Origin of the sequence: Pseudomonas sp. MPC6, from assembly GCF_006094435.1 — a bacterium.
Lineage (GTDB): Bacteria > Pseudomonadota > Gammaproteobacteria > Pseudomonadales > Pseudomonadaceae > Aquipseudomonas.
In genome coordinates, this window is the sequence record NZ_CP034783.1 from 448,025 (window position 1) to 469,039 (window position 21,015).

The 21,015-nt window shown below is 59.9% G+C and carries 18 protein-coding genes; 7 read left to right on the forward strand and 11 right to left on the reverse strand.

Features of this window, described 5'->3' with window-relative positions:
• Positions 1 to 6: 6 nt before the first annotated feature.
• The 4 genes from ELQ88_RS04070 to gpmI all read right to left on the reverse strand — a co-directional run bounded on the left by ELQ88_RS04070 (position 7) and on the right by gpmI (position 5,189).
• On the reverse strand, positions 7 to 783 hold the full coding sequence (locus ELQ88_RS04070; protein ID WP_128873792.1) for a divergent polysaccharide deacetylase family protein: 777 nt from the start codon (positions 781 to 783) through the stop codon (positions 7 to 9).
• A 1-nt stretch (position 784) separates the two neighbouring features.
• A complete protein-coding gene (locus tag ELQ88_RS04075) occupies positions 785 to 2,104 on the reverse strand; it encodes a S41 family peptidase (RefSeq protein ID WP_138963780.1) in 1,320 nt (439 codons plus the stop codon).
• 34 nt (positions 2,105 to 2,138) lie between these two features.
• Positions 2,139 to 3,431 (reverse strand): murein hydrolase activator EnvC, encoded by a 1,293-nt coding sequence (locus ELQ88_RS04080; protein WP_138963782.1) that lies wholly within the window; start codon positions 3,429 to 3,431, stop codon positions 2,139 to 2,141.
• A gap of 228 nt (positions 3,432 to 3,659) precedes the next feature.
• Entirely contained in the window at positions 3,660 to 5,189 is a 1,530-nt protein-coding gene (gene gpmI, locus ELQ88_RS04085) for a 2,3-bisphosphoglycerate-independent phosphoglycerate mutase (RefSeq protein ID WP_128872252.1), read from the reverse strand.
• Between the two features lie 155 nt (positions 5,190 to 5,344).
• Between gpmI and ELQ88_RS04090 the strand changes: the two genes are divergently transcribed.
• The 3 genes from ELQ88_RS04090 to secB are packed head-to-tail and all read left to right on the forward strand — an operon-like array spanning position 5,345 to position 6,547.
• On the forward strand, positions 5,345 to 5,758 hold the full coding sequence (locus ELQ88_RS04090; protein WP_128872251.1) for a rhodanese-like domain-containing protein: 414 nt from the start codon (positions 5,345 to 5,347) through the stop codon (positions 5,756 to 5,758).
• A gap of 1 nt (position 5,759) precedes the next feature.
• Positions 5,760 to 6,014, forward strand: a complete 255-nt coding sequence (grxC, locus tag ELQ88_RS04095) for a glutaredoxin 3 (protein WP_008149430.1) — start codon at positions 5,760 to 5,762, stop codon at positions 6,012 to 6,014.
• 41 nt (positions 6,015 to 6,055) lie between these two features.
• Positions 6,056 to 6,547, forward strand: coding sequence for a protein-export chaperone SecB (gene secB / locus ELQ88_RS04100; protein ID WP_027922165.1), 492 nt, complete (start codon positions 6,056 to 6,058; stop codon positions 6,545 to 6,547).
• A 184-nt stretch (positions 6,548 to 6,731) separates the two neighbouring features.
• On the opposite strand, the gene ELQ88_RS04105 is transcribed toward secB, so the two are convergent.
• Positions 6,732 to 7,187 carry a tRNA (cytidine(34)-2'-O)-methyltransferase gene (locus tag ELQ88_RS04105; protein ID WP_007949025.1) on the reverse strand — a complete coding sequence of 152 codons (456 nt, stop codon included), beginning with the start codon at positions 7,185 to 7,187 and terminating at the stop codon, positions 6,732 to 6,734.
• Between ELQ88_RS04105 and ELQ88_RS04110 the strand changes: the two genes are divergently transcribed.
• Entirely contained in the window at positions 7,186 to 7,626 is a 441-nt protein-coding gene (locus tag ELQ88_RS04110) for a hypothetical protein (RefSeq protein ID WP_128872250.1), read from the forward strand. The genes ELQ88_RS04105 and ELQ88_RS04110 overlap by 2 nt on opposite strands.
• Before the next feature lie 627 nt (positions 7,627 to 8,253).
• Here the strand turns inward: ELQ88_RS04110 and ntrC are convergent.
• The 5 genes from ntrC to glnA form a co-directional block, all read right to left on the reverse strand.
• Complete coding sequence (ntrC, locus tag ELQ88_RS04115) at positions 8,254 to 9,690, reverse strand: nitrogen regulation protein NR(I) (protein WP_128872249.1); 1,437 nt, start codon at positions 9,688 to 9,690, stop codon at positions 8,254 to 8,256.
• Positions 9,687 to 10,772 carry a nitrogen regulation protein NR(II) gene (gene glnL / locus ELQ88_RS04120; RefSeq protein ID WP_128872248.1) on the reverse strand — a complete coding sequence of 362 codons (1,086 nt, stop codon included), beginning with the start codon at positions 10,770 to 10,772 and terminating at the stop codon, positions 9,687 to 9,689. Before glnL ends, ntrC begins: the two co-directional genes overlap by 4 nt.
• 230 nt (positions 10,773 to 11,002) lie before the next feature.
• Entirely contained in the window at positions 11,003 to 11,623 is a 621-nt protein-coding gene (locus ELQ88_RS04125) for a DUF4124 domain-containing protein (protein WP_138963784.1), read from the reverse strand.
• Positions 11,620 to 12,135: a DUF4124 domain-containing protein gene (locus ELQ88_RS04130; protein ID WP_138963786.1), complete on the reverse strand. Its 516-nt coding sequence runs from the start codon at positions 12,133 to 12,135 to the stop codon at positions 11,620 to 11,622. The genes ELQ88_RS04125 and ELQ88_RS04130 overlap by 4 nt, the downstream gene beginning before the upstream one ends.
• A gap of 296 nt (positions 12,136 to 12,431) precedes the next feature.
• Complete coding sequence (gene glnA / locus ELQ88_RS04135; RefSeq protein WP_128872245.1) at positions 12,432 to 13,838, reverse strand: glutamate--ammonia ligase; 1,407 nt, start codon at positions 13,836 to 13,838, stop codon at positions 12,432 to 12,434.
• A 331-nt stretch (positions 13,839 to 14,169) separates the two neighbouring features.
• On the opposite strand from glnA, the gene thiI reads away from it, so the two are divergent.
• Positions 14,170 to 15,624, forward strand: a complete 1,455-nt coding sequence (gene thiI / locus ELQ88_RS04145; RefSeq protein ID WP_138963788.1) for a tRNA uracil 4-sulfurtransferase ThiI — start codon at positions 14,170 to 14,172, stop codon at positions 15,622 to 15,624.
• 139 nt (positions 15,625 to 15,763) lie between these two features.
• Complete coding sequence (typA, locus tag ELQ88_RS04150) at positions 15,764 to 17,584, forward strand: translational GTPase TypA (protein WP_128872243.1); 1,821 nt, start codon at positions 15,764 to 15,766, stop codon at positions 17,582 to 17,584.
• A 217-nt stretch (positions 17,585 to 17,801) separates the two neighbouring features.
• Here typA and ELQ88_RS04155 read toward each other — a convergent pair whose 3' ends face one another.
• Positions 17,802 to 18,242 (reverse strand): YkgJ family cysteine cluster protein, encoded by a 441-nt coding sequence (locus tag ELQ88_RS04155; protein WP_138969481.1) that lies wholly within the window; start codon positions 18,240 to 18,242, stop codon positions 17,802 to 17,804.
• 258 nt (positions 18,243 to 18,500) lie between these two features.
• Here ELQ88_RS04155 and ELQ88_RS04160 point away from each other — a divergent pair, with 258 nt between their 5' ends.
• The gene (locus ELQ88_RS04160; RefSeq protein WP_138963790.1) at positions 18,501 to 20,951 is read left to right on the forward strand and encodes a glycogen/starch/alpha-glucan phosphorylase; all 2,451 of its coding nucleotides are present in this window, start codon (positions 18,501 to 18,503) and stop codon (positions 20,949 to 20,951) included.
• The last annotated feature ends 64 nt before the right edge of the window (positions 20,952 to 21,015 follow it).

The window sequence follows — 21,015 nt, forward strand, 5'->3', positions numbered from 1 at the left end:
TGGCGGTTAACGGTACACGCCATCCTTGCCGTGCGCAGCCGTTGCGCGGTTACCACGCACGCTGATCATCTGCTCGATATCGATCCAGTCGATTCCCTGAGCCTTGAGCTTGGGCAATTCACGCTCCAGCACCGCCAGCGTCTGCGGGTACGGATGCCCTATCATCACGGCTGAGCCCTGCTCGCGCGCCAGGCTGATGGCTGTCTGCAGCTGCGTGAAGATCGCCGCTTCCGTGGGCTCGTCGTCCAGAAACACATCCCGCGAAACGCTCGCCAATGCAATCTTCTGCGCTTGGGCCGCGGCAACGGTCTGGGCGCTGGTGCGGCTGTCGACGAAAAACTTGTGCCGCCGCTGCAAATCAGCCATCAACCAGGCCATGGCAGCCGGTTGGGCCGTCATGCGGCTGCCCATGTGGTTGTTGATGCCGGCGGTATGGGGCACGACCTTGAACGCCGCATTCAGGCGCTTCTCGAGTTCTTCGATCGGCAGTTCGGGATGCCAGGCGAACGGTCCGGTGGCCGGGGCCATCGGCATGTGCAGAATGACGATCTTGCCGGCGCGATGGGCCTCGCGGGCGAACTCGGTGGCATGGGGGGTATCGGGCATGATCGCGGCAGTCACCGGCCCGGGCAGGGCCAGCACGCGGCGATCCTGGTGCAGGTTTTGCCCCAGGTCATCGATGATCAGGCTTAAATAGGCTTTTTGAGGCGGCGTCGCGACGGGCGTTGCGTGAGCAACACCCGCCAGACAGCACATCAGTGCGAGGATGAACCGCAAACGCATCTCAGCGGCCAGAAGTGATGCTCAGCCCTTTGAGCAGGCTCAAGGCCTGGGCCAACTGGTAATCTTCATCCTGCGGCATCGCCTTGGCTTTGCCGCCGGAGCCGGTAGGCTTGTCGGCGCCGCCATTGCCATTGCCCAGGTGGCCTTGCAGGTCGGCTTCCTTGAAGTACTCGCCATCCTGCTCGTTGGTGATCTTGGCCTTGCGCACTTCGATGTCCGGCACGATGCCCTGCGCCTGGATCGAGCGGCCGTTCGGCGTGTAGTACAGTGCCGTGGTGATTTTCAGTGCGCGCTCGTTATTGAGCGGCAGCACGGTCTGGACCGAGCCTTTGCCGAAACTGGTGGTGCCCATCACCACCGCACGCTTCTGGTCCTGCAAGGCGCCGGCGACGATCTCCGAAGCCGAGGCGCTGCCGCCGTTGATCAATGTGACCATGGGCACGGCTTCGCTTTCGTCCTTGCCGGTGGCGGAAAAGCGCAGTTCGGAGTTGGCGATACGGCCCTTGGTGTAAACGATCAAGCCCTTGGTGATGAAGTGGTCGACCACTTCCACCGCTGCTTGCAGCACGCCGCCCGGGTTGTTGCGCAGGTCGAGGATGATGCCGTTGAGCTTCTTGCCGTTGTCCTTGCGCAGCTTGGCCAGGGCCTTGGAAACCTCTTCGCCGGTCTTGACCTGGAACTGGGTGATGCGGATGTAGCCGTAGCCGGACTCCAGCAGCTGGCTCTTCACGCTCTTCACTTGAATGATGGCGCGGGCCAGGGTCACGTCGAACGGCGTGCCGCCGTCGCGCACCAGGGTCAGGGTGATCTTCTGGCCGATCTTGCCACGCATCTTGTCCACGGCTTCGGTCATGCTCTGGCCGCGGGTCGGCTGGCCGTTGATCTTGACGATGAAGTCGCCGGCCTGAATGCCAGCCTTGGACGCCGGGGTGTCATCGATCGGCGAGACCACCTTGATGAACCCGTCTTCGGCGCCGACTTCGATGCCCAGGCCGCCGAATTCGCCGCTGGTGCTTTCCTGCAATTCAGCGAAGTCTTCCGGGCCCAGGTAGGCGGAGTGCGGGTCGAGGTTGCTGAGCATGCCTTTGATGGCGTTTTCCAGCAGGGTCTTGTCGTCCACCGGTTCGACATAGGCCGCCTTGATCCGGTCCATGACCTCGGCGAAGGTGCGCAACTCTTCCAAGGGCAATGGCGCCTTGGTGGTCGCAGCAGTGCCCGCAGGTGCGACCGCCGGAGCAGGTTGAGCGGCGAACGCCAGAGGCGCGCCGATCACCAGGGCGATCGTCAGGGCTAGCGAGGTAAGGCGGGGCAAATGCAGCATGTCGAACGAACTCCTAATGTAGGTGATTCAGCGCCTATCCTTGCGCGCGGCACCATTGCGCCGGATCACTCGGGTGACCCTGCTGACGAATAGCAAAATACAGCGCTGGTGTGTCCTGTCCGCCACTGTTGCCGACGGTGGAAATGGACTCACCGGCTTTTACCACGTCACCCGCAGACTTGAGCAGCGTCTGGTTGTGACCGTAAAGACTCAAGAAACCGTTGCCGTGGTCGAGGATCACCAGCAATCCTGCGCCACGCAACCAGTCGGCGAACACCACGCGACCGCCATGCACGGCGTGTACCTGGCTGCCGGCGGAGGCGCTGATCATCACGCCGTCCCACTTGGTGCGGGCGTCGTCGCCACGGGTTTCGCCAAAGCGTGCCAGCAATCGACCATCAACTGGCCAGGGAAGTTTTCCCCGGCTTGAAGCAAAAGGGCCACCAAAGGTTTCGCCTGAACTGGAAACCAGTGCGCCGGGGGTCGGTCTGACAGGTTTGCGTGGGGCGTCAGTGGCATCTGCTTGTGCCTGAGCCTCACGTAAACGCTTTTTTTCGGCTTCCTGCTGGGCGATCAGCGCTTTTTGCCGCGCTTCCTCTGCCTCGCGAGCCTGGCGGGCCAGGGTTTCCTCGATGGTTTTAAGGACTTTAGACAGGTCCGCCTGCTCTTGCTCGCGGGCGGCCAGTTTCTGATCGCGCGCCTTTACGTCGGTGTTGAGCTTGGCCAGTACTTGCTGGCGCTCCTGGCGGACTTTGTCGAGTTCGTCGCGCTGGCTGTCGAGGCTGCTTTTCTGCACGAGCAGTTGCGCCTGCTGCATGGCGATGTCTTTTTCGACATTGGCCAGTTGGCGCAAGGTTTCGTTGAAGTTCTTCAGCTGCTCCAGGCGAGCCTGGCTCAGGTAGTCGTAATAGGTGAGGGTGCGGGCGAATTTTTCCGGGTTCTGCTGGTTCAGCAGCAGCTTCAGGTACTCCTGACGGCCGTTCTGATAGGCCGCGCGGGCCTGGATGGCGATCAGTCGTTGCTGTTCAATGCGCGCGCTCTGGAGTTTTTTTTTCTCTGCATCGAGTCGCTGCAACTCGGATTCGCTTTTCTGCAGCTCTTTTTGCAGGGCCTCGACCTGCTTCTCGAGCTTGCCCATCTCGGTCTCGGTGCCCTTGAGATCTTTCTGTACCCCGGACTTTTCTTCCTGCAACTTGCCCAGCAGTTTCTTCAGCTCGGCAATGTCCTGACGCGTGGCGTCCAACTGTTGTTGGGTTTGCGCGCGCTCGTCAGCAAAGGCCGGTTGGAGCAGGCAAGTCAGGGCAAGGGCTATCAGGACGCGAAGCATAGAGGCGGGTGATACCAGGGAAAGGGACGCCCTAGTATGCCCGCCAAGCGCTGCAAAAAAAACGCCCAATTGGGGCTGTGTGATGACTGGCCCGAAAAACACCCAAAACCAATGTGGGAGCGGGCTTGCTCGCGAATGCGGTGTGTCAGGCAACATTAATGTCGACTGACAGACCGCATTCGCGAGCAAGCCCGCTCCCACAGGTTTCGGCGGAGTTTAAAAGATTGATTACACCAGTATCGAAGTACCCGTCATTTCGGCTGGTTTTTCCAGGCCCAGCAACATCAGCATGGTCGGCGCCACGTCTGCCAGCACGCCGCCTTCGCGAACCTTCAGGTCCCGCTTGCCGACATAAATGAACGGCACCGGCTCGGTGGTGTGGGCGGTGTGCGCCTGGCCAGTGGACTCGTCGGCCATTTGCTCGACGTTACCGTGGTCGGCAGTGATCAGCGCTTCGCCGCCGACTTTTTCCAGCGCGTCGACGATGCGGCCGACGCACAGGTCCAGGCATTCAACGGCTTTGACGGCCGCGTCGAACACACCGCTGTGGCCAACCATGTCGCCATTGGCGTAGTTGACCACGATCACGTCATAACGCTGGTTGTCGATAGCGTCGACGATGCGGTCGGTGACTTCCGGTGCGCTCATCTCGGGCTGCAAGTCATACGTGGCGACTTTTGGCGACGGGATCAGGATGCGTTCCTCGCCCGGGAACGGTTCTTCACGACCGCCGGAGAAGAAGAAGGTCACGTGGGCGTATTTTTCTGTTTCGGCAATGCGTAGCTGGGTCTTGCCGTTTTTCGCCAGGTAATCGCCCAGCACGTTGTCCAGGCTGCCGGCGGCGAAAGCCGATGGCGCGGGGATGCTGGCGGCGTATTGGGTCAGCATGACGAAACCGGCCAGTTTTGGCTGGCGCGCACGCTCGAACTCTTTGAAATCGTCTTCGACGAACACGCGGGTCAGTTCGCGGGCGCGGTCGGCACGGAAGTTCATGAACACCACGGCGTCGCCGTCTTCGACCTTGACCGGCTCACCAATGGAGGTGGCCTTGACGAACTCGTCGCTCTCGCCACGTTCGTAGGCGGCTTGCAGGCCTTCCTGGGCCGTGGCGGCATTGAATTCGCCATTGCCGTCGACGATCAGGTTGTAGGCCTGGGACACGCGGTCCCAGCGGTTGTCGCGGTCCATGGCGAAGTAACGGCCGACAATGCTGGCGATCCGGCCTTTGCCGAGGGCCTGGAAGGTCGCGTCGAGCAGTTCGATGGACGACTGGGCGCTTTTCGGTGGCGTGTCGCGACCGTCGAGGAAGGCGTGCAGGTAGATTTTTTCGGCACCGCGCTTGTAGGCCAGTTCAGCCATGGCAACCAGATGATCCTGGTGGCTGTGAACGCCGCCATCGGACAGCAGGCCCATGAAGTGCACGGCTTTGCCGGCGGCAACGGCTTTATCCACCGCGGCGCAGATGGTCGGGTTCTCGAAGAACTCGCCGTCGCGGATCGATTTGGTCACGCGGGTGAAGTCCTGATACACCACGCGGCCGGCGCCGAGGTTCATGTGGCCGACTTCGGAGTTGCCCATCTGGCCATCCGGCAAGCCTACATCCATGCCGCTGCCCGAAATCAGGCCGTTCGGCACGGTGGCCCACAGGCGGTCCAGCACGGGCTTCTTTGCCGCAAAGATGGCGTTGGATTCAGGGCTCTCACTGTGACCGAAGCCGTCGAGAATAATCAGGACCAAAGGTTTAGGCGTGGTAGTCATGGATTCTACTCTGGCTTAAGTTAAAAAAGAGGGCGATGGAAAAGGGAGTGGCAGTTTAAAGCGAAGTTCCGGCGCCGTCACCGCCGGACGGGGTTTGGCCCACCATAGTGGCTGTGTATACTGGCCGACATTTTAACGCCCTGGAACCTCCTTCGATGGTTGCTCACCTGATTGAATTTGCCACTAACCACTATCTGCTCGTCGGTATCTTCGTCGTACTGCTGGCGTTGCTGATTGCCTATCAGATGCAAGGCGGCGGTCGCAGCCTGAGCACCGGTGAACTGACCGGGCTGGTCAACAAAGACGCAGGCGTGGTGATCGACATTCGTTCGAACAAAGATTTCGCCGCCGGTCACATTGTTGGTGCGTTGAACATTCCCCACGACAAACTGGCTGCTCGCGTCGGCGAGCTGGAAAAACACAAGGCCAAGACCATTATTCTGGTCGACGCCATGGGCCAGACGGCCGGCACGCATGCCCGCGAACTGGTGAAAGCCGGCTTCACCGCCGCCAAGCTGTCCGGCGGTATTTCCAGCTGGAAAGGCGACAACTTGCCGCTGGTGAAGTGATATGAGCAACGTCGTCGTCTATTCCAGCGATTACTGCCCTTACTGCTCGCGAGCCAAGTACCTGCTCGAGAACAAAGGCGTGGCCTTCGAAGAGATCAAGGTCGATGGCAAGCCGCAGGTGCGCGCCGCCATGGCTCAGAAAGCGGGGCGTACCTCCGTGCCGCAGATCTGGATCGGCAGCACTCACGTTGGCGGTTGTGATGATTTGTTTGCCCTTGAACGCGCGGGCAAGCTCGACGCGATGCTCAAGGCCTGAATGCCTTCCCTATAAGACCCCTAGATCAGAAAGGATCTGAGATGACTGACCAACAGAACACTGCAGCTAGCGAAGAAGAAACCGCACCGCAATTCTCCTTGCAGCGCATCTACGTACGTGACTTGTCCTTCGAAGCCCCGAAAAGCCCGGCGATCTTCCGCCAGCAGTGGGAGCCGAGCGTCGGTCTGGATCTGAACACCCGTCAAAAGGCGCTGGAAGGCGATTTCCATGAGGTCGTGCTGACCCTGTCGGTTACCGTGAAGAACGGTGAAAACGGCGAAGTGGCGTTCATCGCTGAAGTGCAGCAGGCCGGGATCTTCCTGATCAAGAACCTGGACGATGCTTCGATGAGCCACACCCTGGGTGCGTTCTGCCCGAACATCCTGTTCCCGTACGCGCGCGAAACCCTGGACAGCCTGGTAACCCGCGGTTCGTTCCCGGCGCTGATGCTGGCTCCGGTGAACTTCGATGCGCTGTATGCACAAGAGCTGCAACGCATGCAGGCGGCTGGCGAGACTCCGACCGTTCAATAAGCGGTCTGAGCTGCATCAAAAAAAGCGCCGTTACAGGCGCTTTTTTCATGGCGTAAACGAAATCGAGTGACCCATGAAGATCTTTGTAGGAGCTGGCTTGCCAGCGAAAGCGGTGTAACTGCCAGCGTAGGTGTTGACTGTTACGGCCTCTTCGCTGGCAAGCCCGCTCCTACAAGGGGTGGTGTTACTTGAATCCGAGCTGGCGCCAGCCTTCGTAGACGGCAACCGCCACGGTGTTCGACAGGTTCAGGCTGCGGCAGCCTTCACGCATCGGCAGTCGCAGGCGTTGTTCGCCGGGCAGGGCATCGAGCACCTCCGCCGGCAGGCCACGGCTTTCCGGGCCGAACAGGAACGCGTCGCCCTCGGCGAAGCTGGCATCGTGGAACGGCCGCGAACCCTTGGTCGTGAAGGCGAACAGCCGTGGATGGCCAAGGCTCTCCAGGCAGCTGGCGAGGTCTGCGTGACGCTGCAGGGTGGCATACTCGTGGTAATCGAGGCCGGCCCGGCGCAGGCGCTTGTCGTCCATCTCGAAGCCCAGCGGCTCGATCAAATGCAGGTGGCAGCCGCTGTTGGCGCACAGCCTGATAACGTTGCCGGTATTCGGCGGAATTTCTGGTTGGAAAAGGATGACGTGAAACATGCACGGCTCCGAAGGTAAAGATGACCGGCATTCTACGCCGCCAGTGGACAAGCGATCGAAACTATTCCCGCGGGTGATGGCGTCGCTGGCGATTGTCGGGGTGATGGTGGGGCTGATGATCGGTCGCCTGACCACTCCCGACCCCAGCGAACTGCAGCAGGTCGAGGTGACGGGTGACGGGCTGGTGGTGTGGTTCAACAATGAACCCAGGAGCCATGGCGAATTCGTCGACGGCAGCCTTGCGCTGTTGTTCGAGGCCGCAGGCAAGGCACGGCAGGGTCAGCTCAAGCTCAACGACAAGCGCGTGAACTGGCGAGTGCGTTCGAGTGATGGGGGGTTGTTGCTGACAGTGGTGGCGGCCCGGCCGCTGCAGGGCGAGTGGGCCGGTAGCGAGGTCGATGACCGCTGGCGGCTGGAGATCCATCTCCGAGAGCAATAAAAGAGGGAATCCCCGGCCTGCCTGTACCAAGGTTCCCAAAACGGGAGGGCTCATCGCCAGTGCGATGTGAGCCCGGTGTAAAGAAGGAATCCCCGGCCTGCCTGTACCAAGGACCCCAAACTGGAAGGGCTCGTCGCTTGTGCGGTGTGAGCCCGGTGTAAAGAAGGAACCCCTGACCTGCCTGTATCAAGGGCCCCAAAACTGCGGGGCTCGTCGCTTGTGCGGTGTGAGCCCGGTGTAAAGAGGGGAATCCCCGGCCTGCCTGTACCAAGGTCCCCGAAACCGGTGAGTGAATCGAATCACTGAATGGACTATTGCAGGGGGCGTGCCAGGTTTTAACAAGTTGATACAGAAAGCCGCTTTGAAATGCTGAAAGCCCCGTAATTCGGGGCTTTCGTGTTTTTTCGATCGGGGTTCGATTGCGAAAGCAGGTGGGGTTTCAGATCAGTTGCCGTGCGCGATTGCGGTTCACGGTGCATTGCGGCGGTGCATTCGGGCCCCAAAAGCTTCGCGGGCAAGCCTCGCTCCTACAGGTCCCCGCGCCAATTTTTGAAATGGCGCAAATCCTGTAGGAGCGAGGCTTGCCCGCGAATGGATCTAGAGAGCGAGGAAGATCAAACGGTCTAATTAGCCCTCATCCCCCTCATCATCATCCCCGCCATCAACCTTCATCCCCAATTCCTTGATCTTGCGCGTCAGCGTATTACGCCCCCAACCCAGCAAGACGGCAGCATCACGGCGGCGGCCCGCAGTATGTTTGAGGGCGGTCTCGATCATGATCCGTTCGAAAGCCGGCACAGCGCTGTCGAGCAGATTCGACTGGCCACGGGCCAGTGCCTGGTCAGCCCACTGGCGCAGCGCTTGCTCCCAGTTGGTCACTGGCGCCGAATCCTGCGGCAGGTTCAACAGCTCCGGCGGCAGGTCACTGATGTGCACTTCGCGTCCTGAAGCCATCACTGTGATCCAGCGGCAGGTGTTTTCCAGCTGGCGCACGTTGCCGCCCCACGGCAGGTTCTTCAGGTATTCCTCGGTTTCGCTTTTCAGCAGCTTGGGCTCCACCGCCAGTTCTTGCGCGGCGCGGCTGAGGAAGTGCTTGGCCAGGGTCGGGATGTCTTCGCGACGGTCCGACAGCCGTGGGATATGAATGCGGATCACGTTCAGGCGGTGGAACAAGTCTTCGCGGAATTTCCCGGCGTGCACCAGGGTTTCCAGATTCTGGTGAGTCGCGGCGATGATTCGCACATCGACCTTCACCGGCACATGACCGCCGACGCGGTAAAACTCACCGTCCGCCAGCACCCGCAACAAGCGAGTCTGAGTGTCCGCTGGCATGTCGCCGATTTCATCGAGGAACAGCGTACCGCCGTCAGCTTGTTCAAAACGCCCGCGACGCAGGTTGGCCGCACCGGTGAACGCACCTTTCTCATGGCCGAACAGCTCGGACTCCATCAGGTCTTTCGGGATCGCTGCCATGTTCAGCGCGATGAACGGTGAAGATGCTCGTGGGCTGTGACGGTGCAGGGCGTGGGCCACCAGTTCTTTACCGGTACCGGATTCGCCATTGATCAGCACGGTGATATTGGAATGGCTCAAGCGCCCGATGGCGCGAAACACTTCCTGCATCGCCGGCGCTTCACCGATGATTTCCGGGGTGCGGGTCAGCGCGACCGGGACTTCCAGGCCTTGCTGTTCCTGGGCGTGCTGGTTGGCGCGCTTGACCAGGGAAACCGCTTCGTCGACATCGAACGGCTTGGGCAGGTATTCGAACGCGCCGCCCTGATAGGACGCGACAGCGCTGTCCAGGTCGGAGTGCGCAGTCATGATGATCACTGGCAGCCGTGGGTGTTGTTCGCGAATCCGCGCCAGAAGGTCCAGGCCGCTGGCGCCGGGCATGCGGATGTCGGAGATGATCACATCCGGCTGCTGGCGCGCCAGGCGGCTCATCACGCCATCGGCGCTGTCAAAGCTTTGCGTGGTCATGCCTTCTTGCTGCAGGGCTTTTTCCAGGACCCAACGGATAGAACGGTCGTCATCGACGATCCACACGGTTTCACTACGGCTCATGTCGATGTGGCTCCTTGTTCCAGTGGCAGAAAGATCGAGAAGGTGGTGTGGCCTGGATGGCTGTCACATTCGATCAGGCCCTGGTGCTGGCTGATGATGTTCTGGGTAATGGCCAGGCCCAGCCCGGTACCGTCCGGGCGGCCGCTGACCATGGGAAAGAAGATGGTTTCCTGCAGCTCCGCGGGAATGCCCGGACCGTTGTCGATGATTTCGATCTTGGTCACCAGGCGATGGCGCACGTGGCCGATGGTGAACTGGCGCATGGCGCGGGTGCGCAAACTGATGCGGCCCAGGCGCAGCTCGTTCTGGGTGCTGATGGCCTGCATCGCGTTGCGCACGATGTTCAGCACGGCTTGGATCATTTGTTCGCGGTCGATCAACACGTCGGGAATGCTGGGGTCGTAGTCGCGCACCAAAGTGATGCAGCCCTGGCTTTCAGCCTCGACCAGTTGGCCGACGCGCTCGAGCACTTCATGAATATTGCACATGGCCAGGGACGGCAGTTTGTTGGAGCCGAGCATGCGATCGACCAGGTTACGCAGGCGGTCGGCTTCTTCGATGATGACGTTGGTGTAGTCACGCAAGCTTTCCTCCGGCAATTCCCGGGCGAGCAATTGCGCCGCGCCGCGAATCCCGCCCAGCGGATTCTTGATTTCGTGAGCGAGGCCGCGCACCAGCATCTTGCTGGTTTCCTGCTTCGACAGCTGCGCCTCTTCCTTGGTGATCCGCAACAGACGGTCCCGGGGGTGGACTTCCAGCAGCAGCATGGTGGCGCCGTTGGCCAGGATCGGTGTCACCGCGTAATCCACGGTGAGGGTCTGGCCGGTGAGGGCGGTGAGCATCGCTTCACGCTTGGTGAACGGGTGCGCCTGCTCGACCGCCTGGCGCAGGGAATTCAGCGCTTCGGGGGATTCGGTGAACAATTCGCTGATGAACTGCCCATGGCTGCGCTGACCGCTGATGGCCAGGAGCATCTCCGCCGCCGGGTTCATGTACTCAAGACGCAGTTGGGCATCGAGCAGGATGGTGGCGGTGGTCAGGTTGTCGAGTAGCAAACGGTGTAGTGCGTCGCTTATGGTCATCAGGACCTCTTTTGGAGCGGAGCGTGCGCAAGAAACAAGCGTTGGTACAAGGAAAATGCAAAAACCAAACCAAGGCTCCGAAAAGAAGCGTTTGAGGCCTGAAACAGACGTTTGACGCTCGCTTGCGTGGCGTTCTGCCAGCTTTGACGGGTATTTTCGAACCAAAATGGGGTGGCGAGTGGGTATGGGGCAGCTTGTCGCCCCAATATAGTGCGCAAAGCTGGGCGAGGTTAGAAGAAAGGCAGGAAGGAATTTTTTTCTTCTTCGGGTTTGTCCTTGGGTGGACATTCCGGTCGTTGGCCGTAGTCAGCGAGCGCACAGGGTTTGACCTGGCGTTTCTGCGCGAGGGATATGCGCAGCATGTGGAATGGCTGATTGGCCGTGCGTTCGACGGTGCGGCCCTGTTCGTCGAGGATCTCCACGGACAGGTGATGACTGCCGCGGTCGACGTTGCTCAGGGGAAAGACCGGGCTGGGGCCGGGTTCGGCAACGGGCGCGCCGTCCAGCAGCAGGCGGAAGCGGTGACCGCGTTGCAGGCCGGGCTCGCTGGTGACGCTGACGATCAGTTCGCCGGCGCTGCTGCGGACAGTGGCGTCGGGCTCCGGGACCAGCACTCGCAGCATGTCGTAGTGCAAAGGTGCCTTGGCTTCGGTCTTTTTACCTGCAGCGACGGGGGTTGCGGCGGTCGGGTGGGCTGACATGCGATTACTCGGGGCAATCGGCACTCGCTTGGCGTTGCCTGCGCCTGGCCGGTCGGTGAAGACCCGATTGCCCTGGGCGTCGATGTAGGTGAACACGTCGGCCGCTACGGGCAGGGCGATCCAGCATGCGATCAACAGCCAGCGCCTCACGGCTTATGCACCCGTTGTACGGTGAAGGTCACGCTCCGGCTCTGCTGGACGATGTTTTCCCCGTCGATGACCTGCACCGCGAGGCTGTGCAAGCCGCGATCAATGTTCACCAGCTGCAGGATCGGCACATTGCTGGGTTGGCCGTAGGGTTGGTCGTCCAGCAACAGCCTGAACAAATGCGGACCTTGCAGGCGTGGCTTGATCAATACGTTGACGGTGAAGGTGCCGTTGTTTGCGCGCAGGGCTTCGGTGGTCGGCAGGCCGGTCAACTCCAGCACCTCGTAGGTACTGCGAGGCTGCTCGCGGCTGGCGGCGTCGGCAGGTGGCGCGGGTGCGCTTGGCGTCAGCGGCTCGACACTGTTGAGCGGCGGCAGCTCGACCGGCTGCGCCTTCACGCCGTCGGGCGGTTGGTTGCTGTAGGCAGTGTTGCCGTTGGCGTCAGTGTACTTATAGATCTGCGCTGCGGCGGGCAGGGCGATCAGCAACAGGATGAATGGAGGACAACGACGCATAAAGGCGACCAGAAACGAAAGCGTTGGGGTGCAGCATAGGTCAGGGGTGGTGGTTGACCCAAGTTGTAAGCATTTTGGAATGTATTCATATCTCCCAAAACACTGCAGTTCCCTGTGGGAGCGGGCTTGCCCGCGAAGGCGCCGGCACATCCAACATCAATGTGTCAGATAGTCCGCTTTCGCGGGCAAGCCCGCTCCCACAGGGGTTCTTCGTCGATCGTGGAATCGTGGGCATAAAAAAGGCCTCCCGAAGGAGGCCTCTCTTTTGTCACGCCGCGTGTCGCAGCGCTACCGGATCAGCAGCTGTAGTACAGCTCGTATTCCAGTGGGTGTACGAAGGTACGTACCTTGATTTCTTCTTCGCTTTTCAGGGCGATGTAAGCGTCGATGAAGTCGTCGCTGAAAACGCCGCCTTTGGTCAGGAACGCACGACCTTTGTCCAGCTCTTCCAGGGCTTCTTTCAGGCTGCCGCAAACTTGTGGGATCTCTTTCGCCTCTTCAGGCGGCAGGTCATACAGGTTTTTGTCAGCAGCGTCGCCAGGGTGAGTCTTGTTCTGGATGCCGTCCAGGCCGGCCATTACCAGGGCAGCGAAGGCCAGGTACGGGTTGGCTGCCGGATCCGGGAAGCGAGCTTCGATACGGCGAGCGCGAGGGCTGGACACGTATGGAATACGGATCGAAGCCGAACGGTTGCGAGCCGAGTAGGCCAGCATCACTGGCGCTTCGAAACCTGGGACCAGACGCTTGTAGGAGTTGGTCGACGGGTTGGTGAAGCCGTTCAGGGCCTTACCGTGCTTGATGATGCCGCCGATGAAGTACAGGGCGGTGTCGGACAGGCCGGCATAACCTTCGCCAGCGAAGGTGTTCTTGCCATCTTTGGCGATGGACAGGTGAACGTGCATACCCGAACCGTTATCGCCGTACAGTGGCTTAGGCATGAAGGTCGCGGTGCGGCCGTATGCGTCGGCAACGTTGTGTACGCAGTACTTCAGGGTCTGAACTTCGTCAGCCTTGGCTACCAGGGTGTTGAACTTCACACCGATTTCGTTCTGGCCGGCAGTCGCCACTTCGTGGTGGTGAACTTCGATGACCAGGCCCATTTCTTCCATGGCGTTGCACATGGAGGTACGGATTTCGTGGTCGTGGTCGAATGGCGGAACAGGGAAATAGCCGCCTTTGACGCCTGGACGGTGGCCGCGGTTGCCGCCTTCCACGTCCTGGTCGGACATCCACGAACCTTGTTCGGAGTAGATTTTGAACATGGAGCCGGAGATATCGGACTTGAACTTCACTTCGTCGAAGATGAAGAATTCAGGCTCTGGACCAACGAATACGGTGTCGCCGATACCGGTCGACTTCAGGTATTCCTCGGCACGCTTGGCGATCGCACGTGGGTCACGGTCGTAGCCTTGCATGGTCGAAGGCTCGATCACGTCGCAGACCAGGATCAGGGTCGGCTCTTCGGTGAAAGGGTCGAGAACGGCAGTGCTGTCGTCCGGCATCAGGATCATGTCGGAGGCTTCGATGCCTTTCCAGCCAGCGATGGAGGAACCGTCGAACATTTTGCCTTCTTCGAAGAAAGCGTCATCCAGCGCGTCGCGAGCCGGCATGGTCACGTGGTGCTGAGTGCCTTTGGTGTCCGTGAAGCGCAGATCAATCCACTTGACGTCATGATCTTTGATGAGTTGAACCGACTTCGACATAGTGTCCTCCGGGTGGATTCGGGCTTGGGTAGTGGATGCCCTTGGAATGTGGGTGATGCCGGCGCGAATACTCTGCCAAGGCAACCTGCCTCACAAGGGAGCAAATTGCATGCCAGTGCCCCATCATGGTTTTTTTGCCCCAATATCACGCTTATAAAGGCTTGATCAGTCAGAAAGAACAAATTCACGCCCTGTAATGTGGCGCCAAATTCAATAAATGACCTGTTTTGGTGCGCGACAAACCTTCTGTAGATTAACTGGTTAAACCTTGAGCAATTTCCGCTATAATCCGCGCCCCCCTTTTTCGGCTGGCCCAGCGCGCGCTGTTTTCATGAAACTAATCGTAAAAGTCTTTCCCGAGATCACCATCAAGAGCCGCCCGGTACGGATGCGTTTCATCCGCCAGTTGGCCAAAAACATCCGTACCGTGCTCCGCGACCTGGACCCGGCTGTGGTGGTGAACGGTGTGTGGGACAATCTCGAGCTGGAAACCCGCGTCAGCGAGCCCAAGGCCCTGAAGGAGATGACCGAGCGCCTGAGCTGCATGCCGGGTATCGCGCATTTCCTGCAGGTCGACGAATACCCGTTGGGCGATTTCGACGACATCGTTGCCAAGTGCAAGCAGCACTTCGGCGAGGCGCTGGCCGGGAAAATCTTTTCGGTGCGCTGCAAGCGGGCCGGCAAGCATGAATTCAGCTCGATGGACGTCGAGAAATACGTCGGCAGCCAACTGCGTCGTCAGTGCGGCGCCGCCGGAATCTCGCTGAAAGAGCCGGAAATCGAAGTCCGCATCGAAATTCGCGACAAACGGTTGTTCGTGATCCACAACCAGCACAACAGCATCGGCGGTTATCCGCTGGGTGCCCTGGAACAGACGCTTGTACTGATGTCCGGCGGCTTCGATTCCACCGTTGCCGCCTACCAGATCATGCGCCGTGGGCTGATGAGCCATTTCTGCTTCTTCAATCTGGGCGGGCGTGCCCATGAACTGGGCGTCATGGAGGTCGCGCATTTCATCTGGAAGAAGTACGGAAGCTCCCAACGCGTGTTATTTGTCAGTGTGCCGTTCGAGGAAGTACTGGGAGAAATTCTCGGGAAAGTCGATAACAGTCATATGGGCGTAGTTTTGAAGCGTATGATGTTGCGCGCTGCTTCCCGTATTGCCGATCGGCTGGAAATCGAAGCGCTGGTCACCGGTGAAGCGATTTCCCAGGTGTCGAGCCAGACGCTGCCGAACCTGTCCGTGATCGACTGCGTGACCGACAAGCTGGTCTTGCGCCCGCTGATCGCCAGTCACAAGCAGGACATCATCGACCTGGCTAACGAAATCGGTACCGCCGACTTCGCCAAGCACATGCCGGAATATTGCGGGGTCATCTCGGTGAACCCCAAGACCCACGCCAAGCGTCCACGCGTGGAGTACGAAGAACAGCAGTTCGACATGGCAGTCCTTGAGCGTGCGCTCGAGAACGCCAAGCTGGTGCCGATCGATCGAGTGATCGACGAATTGGGCCAGGATTTGCAGATCGAAGAAGTCAGCGAAGCACTGGCCGGTCAGATCATCATCGACATCCGTCATCCGGATGCCGCTGAAGACGAGCCGATGGAACTCGCTGGCATTGAGGTACAGACGATGCCGTTTTATGCATTGAACGCTCGTTTCAAGGAACTGGACCCTACTCGCCAGTACCTGCTGTATTGCGACAAAGGCGTGATGAGTCGCCTGCATGCCCACCATTTGCTCAGTGAGGGGCATGCCAATGTGCGCGTTTATCGACCGAGCTAAGAGCCCGGGGCTGTATGCCTGTGGCCTGCGTCACCGGCCCCCCGACTCTGCCGTCAAGCTGTAACGGCAAGGCCTGACTCTACTGTAAATCGCTGCCAAGACTTGTCAGCACACCGAATCCTCTGATCGAGATACACAAGTGATCGAAAATCTACGCAACATCGCCATCATTGCTCACGTTGACCATGGTAAAACCACCCTGGTAGACAAACTCTTGCGTCAATCCGGCACCCTGGAGCGCAACGAGCTCAACGACGAGCGCGTGATGGACTCCAACGACCAGGAGAAAGAGCGCGGTATTACCATTCTGGCGAAAAACACCGCCATCAACTGGAACGGCTACCACATCAACATCGTGGACACCCCGGGCCACGCCGACTTCGGCGGCGAAGTTGAACGCGTTATGTCGATGGTCGACTCCGTTCTGCTGCTGGTTGACGCTCAAGACGGCCCTATGCCGCAAACCCGTTTCGTGACCAAGAAGGCTTTCGAAGCCGGCCTGCGTCCAATCGTGGTGATCAACAAGGTTGACCGTCCAGGCGCGCGTCCGGACTGGGTTCTGGACCAGATCTTCGACCTGTTCGACAACCTCGGTGCTACCGAAGAACAGCTGGACTTCAAAGTCGTCTACGCCTCGGCCCTGAACGGCATTGCCGGTCTGGAACACACCGACATGGCTGAAGACATGACCCCGCTGTACCAGTCGATCGTCGACAACGTACCGGCGCCGAAAGTTGACCGTGACGGTCCGTTCCAGATGCAAATCTCGGCACTGGACTACAACAGCTTCCTGGGCATCATCGGCGTTGGCCGTATCGCTCGTGGTCGCGTCAAGCCGAACACCCAGGTTGTAGCGATCGATGCCGACGGCAAGCGCCGTAACGGTCGTATCCTGAAGCTGATGGGTCACCACGGCCTGCACCGTGTAGACGTTGACGAAGCAGCTGCCGGCGACATCGTCTGCATCAGCGGCTTCGATTCGCTGTTCATCTCCGACACTCTGTGCGACCCACTGAACGTCGAAGCGATGAAGCCGCTGACCGTTGACGAACCAACCGTTTCGATGACCTTCCAGGTTAACGACTCGCCGTTCTGCGGCCGTGAAGGCAAGTTCGTCACCAGCCGTAACATCAAAGAGCGTCTGGACAAGGAACTGCTCTACAACGTTGCCCTGCGCGTTGAAGAAGGCGACACCGCCGACAAGTTCAAAGTGTCTGGCCGTGGCGAGCTGCACTTGTCCGTACTGATCGAAACCATGCGTCGCGAAGGCTTCGAAATGGGTGTTGGTCGTCCGGAAGTGATCATCCGCATGGTTGACGGCGTCAAGCACGAACCGTACGAAAACGTGACCATCGACCTGCCGGAAGAATCGCAAGGTTCGATCATGGAACAGATCGGTATCCGTAAAGGCGACCTGACCAACATGGTTCCGGATGGCAAGGGCCGTGTGCGCCTTGAGTACAACATCCCGGCACGTGGCCTGATCGGTTTCCGTAACGAGTTCCTGACCCTGACTTCGGGCGCTGGCATCCTGACCTCGATCTTCGACCGTTACGACGTGATGAAGTCCGGCGACATGTCCGGCCGTCAGAACGGCGTGCTGGTATCGGTAGCTACCGGTAAGGCGCTGACTTACTCGCTGGAAACCCTGCAAGCTCGCGGCAAACTGTTCCTGGGTCACGGCGAAGACGTGTACGAAGGTCAAATCGTCGGCATCAACAGCCGCGACAACGACCTGGGCGTCAACCCAACCAAAGGCAAGAAGCTCGACAACATGCGTGCTTCGGGTAAAGACGAAACCATCGCTCTGGTTCCGCCTATCCGCTTCACCCTGGAGCAGGCTCTGGAATTCGTTCAAGAAGACGAATTGTGCGAAGTCACTCCTAAGTCCATCCGTCTTCGCAAGAAGATCCTGGGCGAAAGCGAGCGTACCCGCGCTGCCAAGAAAAGCAGCAACTGAGTTTCGACTTAGTTAGCAGCTAAAAAAACGCCCCCGGATCGCGAGATCCAGGGGCGTTTTTTTATGTCTGGGGTTTGTGTGGTGTTTGTTCTGGCCCCTTCGCTGGCAAGCCAGCTCCTGCAGGGGTGGTGTTGGACGCAGATTCTGTGAACACCACCAATCCCTGCGGGAGCGGGCTTGCCCGCGAAGGGGCCCGCTCAGGCAGCGAGATTCCGGATCAGAATTTCTCGAGGCTCCGACGGCTCTCGCTGGTCTCACGCGCCACTTCTTTGGGCTTGTACGCGCAATACCCCGGCCGCGGCCCGATTTTCGGGTGATTACGGCAAGTATCCGGGCGCTTTTCATAAATAGTGCACAGACGGCTCTTACGATCCAGGTACAGGCAATCGTTGTTGCTCATGCGCTGGAGGGTGAAGATCTCGGACTTCTGGTTGTAGCGCTCGACGATCCCTTCCTTCTGCAAGCGCTTGGCGATGTTCTTCGCTGGCTCGCCGCGCTCGAATTCGTCGACAATACCGATACGGATCAGATCCTTGATCTTGACCTCGACCGGCAGCGTGCAGCAGCTGGACACGCAGGAACCGCACATCGGCGCAGAGTACTTGGCCCAGGTATCGAGGCGATCGATCTCCGCGGCGGCGATCAGGTTGGACTTCATCATCGATTGTTACCAGCGTGTGCATCAGGGCGCGCGATCATACCGGGACTGGTGGATTTTTGAACAACCTTTCGCCAGTTTTTTTCATGAATGTCCAATGAGCGCTGTATTCCGGCACGGGCCCTGCATTCTTTCCGGTGCGCGACAAGGTAATGTGGATCTATCTCACACTAACGGGGAAAACTGCCGAACCAGAGTTCCAACGACCTGTCTGACCGTCTAGGCTCAACTATTCCACGCTTGCCCGAGGTCCTATTGATGACTCAAGAACCACTTGTTCGCGAAGCCGAGGTGGCCGCATTTCGCGACGCCGTCTTGACCAAGCTCACCTATGCGGTGGGCAAAGACCCGGATCACGCCTTCGACCACGACTGGTTCGAGGCCATAGCCCTGGCAGCGCGCGATCACATGGTCGAGCACTGGATGGATCACACCCGGCAGATCTACCGCAAAGGTCAGAAACGGGTTTACTACCTCTCCCTGGAATTTCTTATCGGCCGGCTGCTCTACGACAGCCTCAGCAACCTCGGCCTGCTGGATGTGGCCCGCGAGGCCATGACCGAACTCGGCGTCGACCTTGAGCGCATCCGCCTGCTGGAGCCCGATGCGGCCCTTGGCAACGGTGGCCTCGGTCGTCTGGCCGCGTGCTTCATGGAAAGCATGTCGACCCTCGGCATCGCCGGGCACGGCTACGGCATTCGTTATGAGCACGGCTTGTTCCGTCAGGCCATCGTCGATGGCTGGCAGCAGGAACAGACCGAACACTGGCTGGATTTCGGCAACCCGTGGGAGTTCGAGCGGCCGGAGGTGGTTTATCCGATCGGTTTTGGCGGCAGCGTCGAAACCGTCACTGACGAAACAGGCAAATCCAAGCAAGTCTGGACCCCGGCGGAAACCGTGCGCGCGATTGCCTACGACACCCCGGTGGTCGGCTGGCGCGGGGCGAGCGTCAACACGCTGCGCCTGTGGCGTGCCCGCGCCATGGAAGATTTGCACCTGGAGCGCTTCAACGCCGGTGACCACTTGGGCGCCGTGGCTGAAGTTGCCCGGGCCGAAAGTATTTCCCGGGTACTCTACCCGGCCGACAGCACCGAAGCCGGCCAGGAACTGCGCCTGCGCCAGGAATACTTCTTCGTCGCCGCGTCCTTGCAGGACTTGCTGCGCCGCCATCGCAACATGCACACCTCGGTCCTGACCCTGGGCGACCACGCGGCCATCCAGCTCAACGACACTCACCCCTCGATCGCCGTGGCCGAGCTGATGCGCCAGCTGGTCGACGTGTACGACGTGGCGTGGGACGCCGCCTGGCAGGTCACCGTCGACACGCTGTCCTACACCAACCACACGCTGTTGCCGGAAGCGCTGGAAACCTGGCCGGTCGGGTTGATGGAGCGCATGCTGCCGCGGCACATGCAGATCATTTACCTGATCAATGCCCAGCACATCGACTCGCTGAGGGCCAAGGGCGTCCATGACTTCGAAGTGCTGCGGGCTGTGTCGCTGATCGAAGAAGACAACGGCCGTCGTGTGCGCATGGGTAACCTGGCGTTCCTCGGTTCCCACAGTGTCAACGGCGTATCCGCGCTGCACACGCAACTGATGCGCAAAACCGTGTTCTCCGAGCTGCACAAGCTCTACCCGGAGCGGATCAACAACAAGACCAACGGCATTACCTTCCGCCGCTGGCTGTACCAGGCCAACCCCGAGCTGACCTCGATGATGGTCGATGCCCTCGGCCCGGATCTGCTCAATAACGCTGAAGAGCGCTTGCGCGACCTGGAACCCTTTGCCGAGAAAGCCGCGTTCCGCAAGGCGTTTGCCGACCAGCGCCTGCACAGCAAGAAAGCTCTGGCGTTTATCATCCACGAGCGGCTGGGGGTGGCGGTCAACCCGGCGGCGATGTTCGACGTACAGGTCAAGCGGATCCACGAATACAAACGCCAGTTGCTGAACCTGCTGCACACCGTCGCGCTCTATCAGGCGATTCGCGCAGAGCCGGAAGTCGACTGGGTACCGCGGGTGAAGATCTTCGCCGGCAAGGCCGCAGCCAGTTATCACCAGGCCAAGCTCATCATCAAGTTGACCAACGACATTGCCCGGGTCGTGAACAACGACCCGACCGTGCGCGGCTTGCTCAAAGTGGTGTTCCTGCCCAACTACAACGTCAGCCTGGCGGAAAGCATCATTCCGGCGGCGGATTTGTCGGAGCAGATTTCTACCGCGGGCTTCGAGGCGTCGGGCACCAGCAACATGAAGTTCGGCCTCAACGGTGCGTTGACCATCGGCACCCTGGACGGGGCCAACGTGGAAATGTGCGAGTTCATCGGCGCCGAACACATGTTCATCTTCGGCCTCAGCGCCCAGCAGGTCGAGGCGCGCAAGCAGAACCACGAGTTTAATGCGACGCCGGATATCGCCGCGTCCCACCGCCTGAATGACGTGCTGCAGGCCATTCGCGGCGGCGTGTTCTCGCCGGATGATCCGTCGCGTTATACCGGGCTGATCGATTCGCTGATCGACTACGACCGTTTCCTGGTCTGCGCCGACTTCGATTCCTACTGGGACGCGCAGATGCGCGTTGAAGCCCATTGGCACGATTCCCAGGCATGGTGGCGTTCGGCGGTATTGAACACCTCCCGGATGGGCTGGTTCTCTTCCGACCGGACCATTCGCGAGTACGCCACGGATATCTGGAAAGCGCTGGAGTAAGCCTTCGTTCGGGTCGATATAATGTCGCCCCGGAAAAGATCGCAGCCTTCGGCAGCTCCTACAG

Bases quoted from the DNA above. Each gene is read 5' to 3' on its own strand.
- ELQ88_RS04070 (WP_128873792.1), bottom strand. From the start codon at position 783: ATGCGTTTGCGGTTCATCCTCGCACTGATGTGCTGTCTGGCGGGTGTT.
- ELQ88_RS04075 (WP_138963780.1), bottom strand. From the start codon at position 2,104: ATGCTGCATTTGCCCCGCCTTACCTCGCTAGCCCTGACGATCGCCCTG.
- ELQ88_RS04080 (WP_138963782.1), bottom strand. From the start codon at position 3,431: ATGCTTCGCGTCCTGATAGCCCTTGCCCTGACTTGCCTGCTCCAACCG.
- gpmI (WP_128872252.1), bottom strand. From the start codon at position 5,189: ATGACTACCACGCCTAAACCTTTGGTCCTGATTATTCTCGACGGCTTC.
- ELQ88_RS04090 (WP_128872251.1), top strand. From the start codon at position 5,345: ATGGTTGCTCACCTGATTGAATTTGCCACTAACCACTATCTGCTCGTC.
- grxC (WP_008149430.1), top strand. From the start codon at position 5,760: ATGAGCAACGTCGTCGTCTATTCCAGCGATTACTGCCCTTACTGCTCG.
- secB (WP_027922165.1), top strand. From the start codon at position 6,056: ATGACTGACCAACAGAACACTGCAGCTAGCGAAGAAGAAACCGCACCG.
- ELQ88_RS04110 (WP_128872250.1), top strand. From the start codon at position 7,186: ATGCACGGCTCCGAAGGTAAAGATGACCGGCATTCTACGCCGCCAGTG.
- ELQ88_RS04105 (WP_007949025.1), bottom strand. From the start codon at position 7,187: ATGTTTCACGTCATCCTTTTCCAACCAGAAATTCCGCCGAATACCGGC.
- ntrC (WP_128872249.1), bottom strand. From the start codon at position 9,690: ATGAGCCGTAGTGAAACCGTGTGGATCGTCGATGACGACCGTTCTATC.
- glnL (WP_128872248.1), bottom strand. From the start codon at position 10,772: ATGACCATAAGCGACGCACTACACCGTTTGCTACTCGACAACCTGACC.
- ELQ88_RS04130 (WP_138963786.1), bottom strand. From the start codon at position 12,135: ATGCGTCGTTGTCCTCCATTCATCCTGTTGCTGATCGCCCTGCCCGCC.
- glnA (WP_128872245.1), bottom strand. From the start codon at position 13,838: ATGTCGAAGTCGGTTCAACTCATCAAAGATCATGACGTCAAGTGGATT.
- thiI (WP_138963788.1), top strand. From the start codon at position 14,170: ATGAAACTAATCGTAAAAGTCTTTCCCGAGATCACCATCAAGAGCCGC.
- ELQ88_RS04155 (WP_138969481.1), bottom strand. From the start codon at position 18,242: ATGAAGTCCAACCTGATCGCCGCCGCGGAGATCGATCGCCTCGATACC.
- ELQ88_RS04160 (WP_138963790.1), top strand. From the start codon at position 18,501: ATGACTCAAGAACCACTTGTTCGCGAAGCCGAGGTGGCCGCATTTCGC.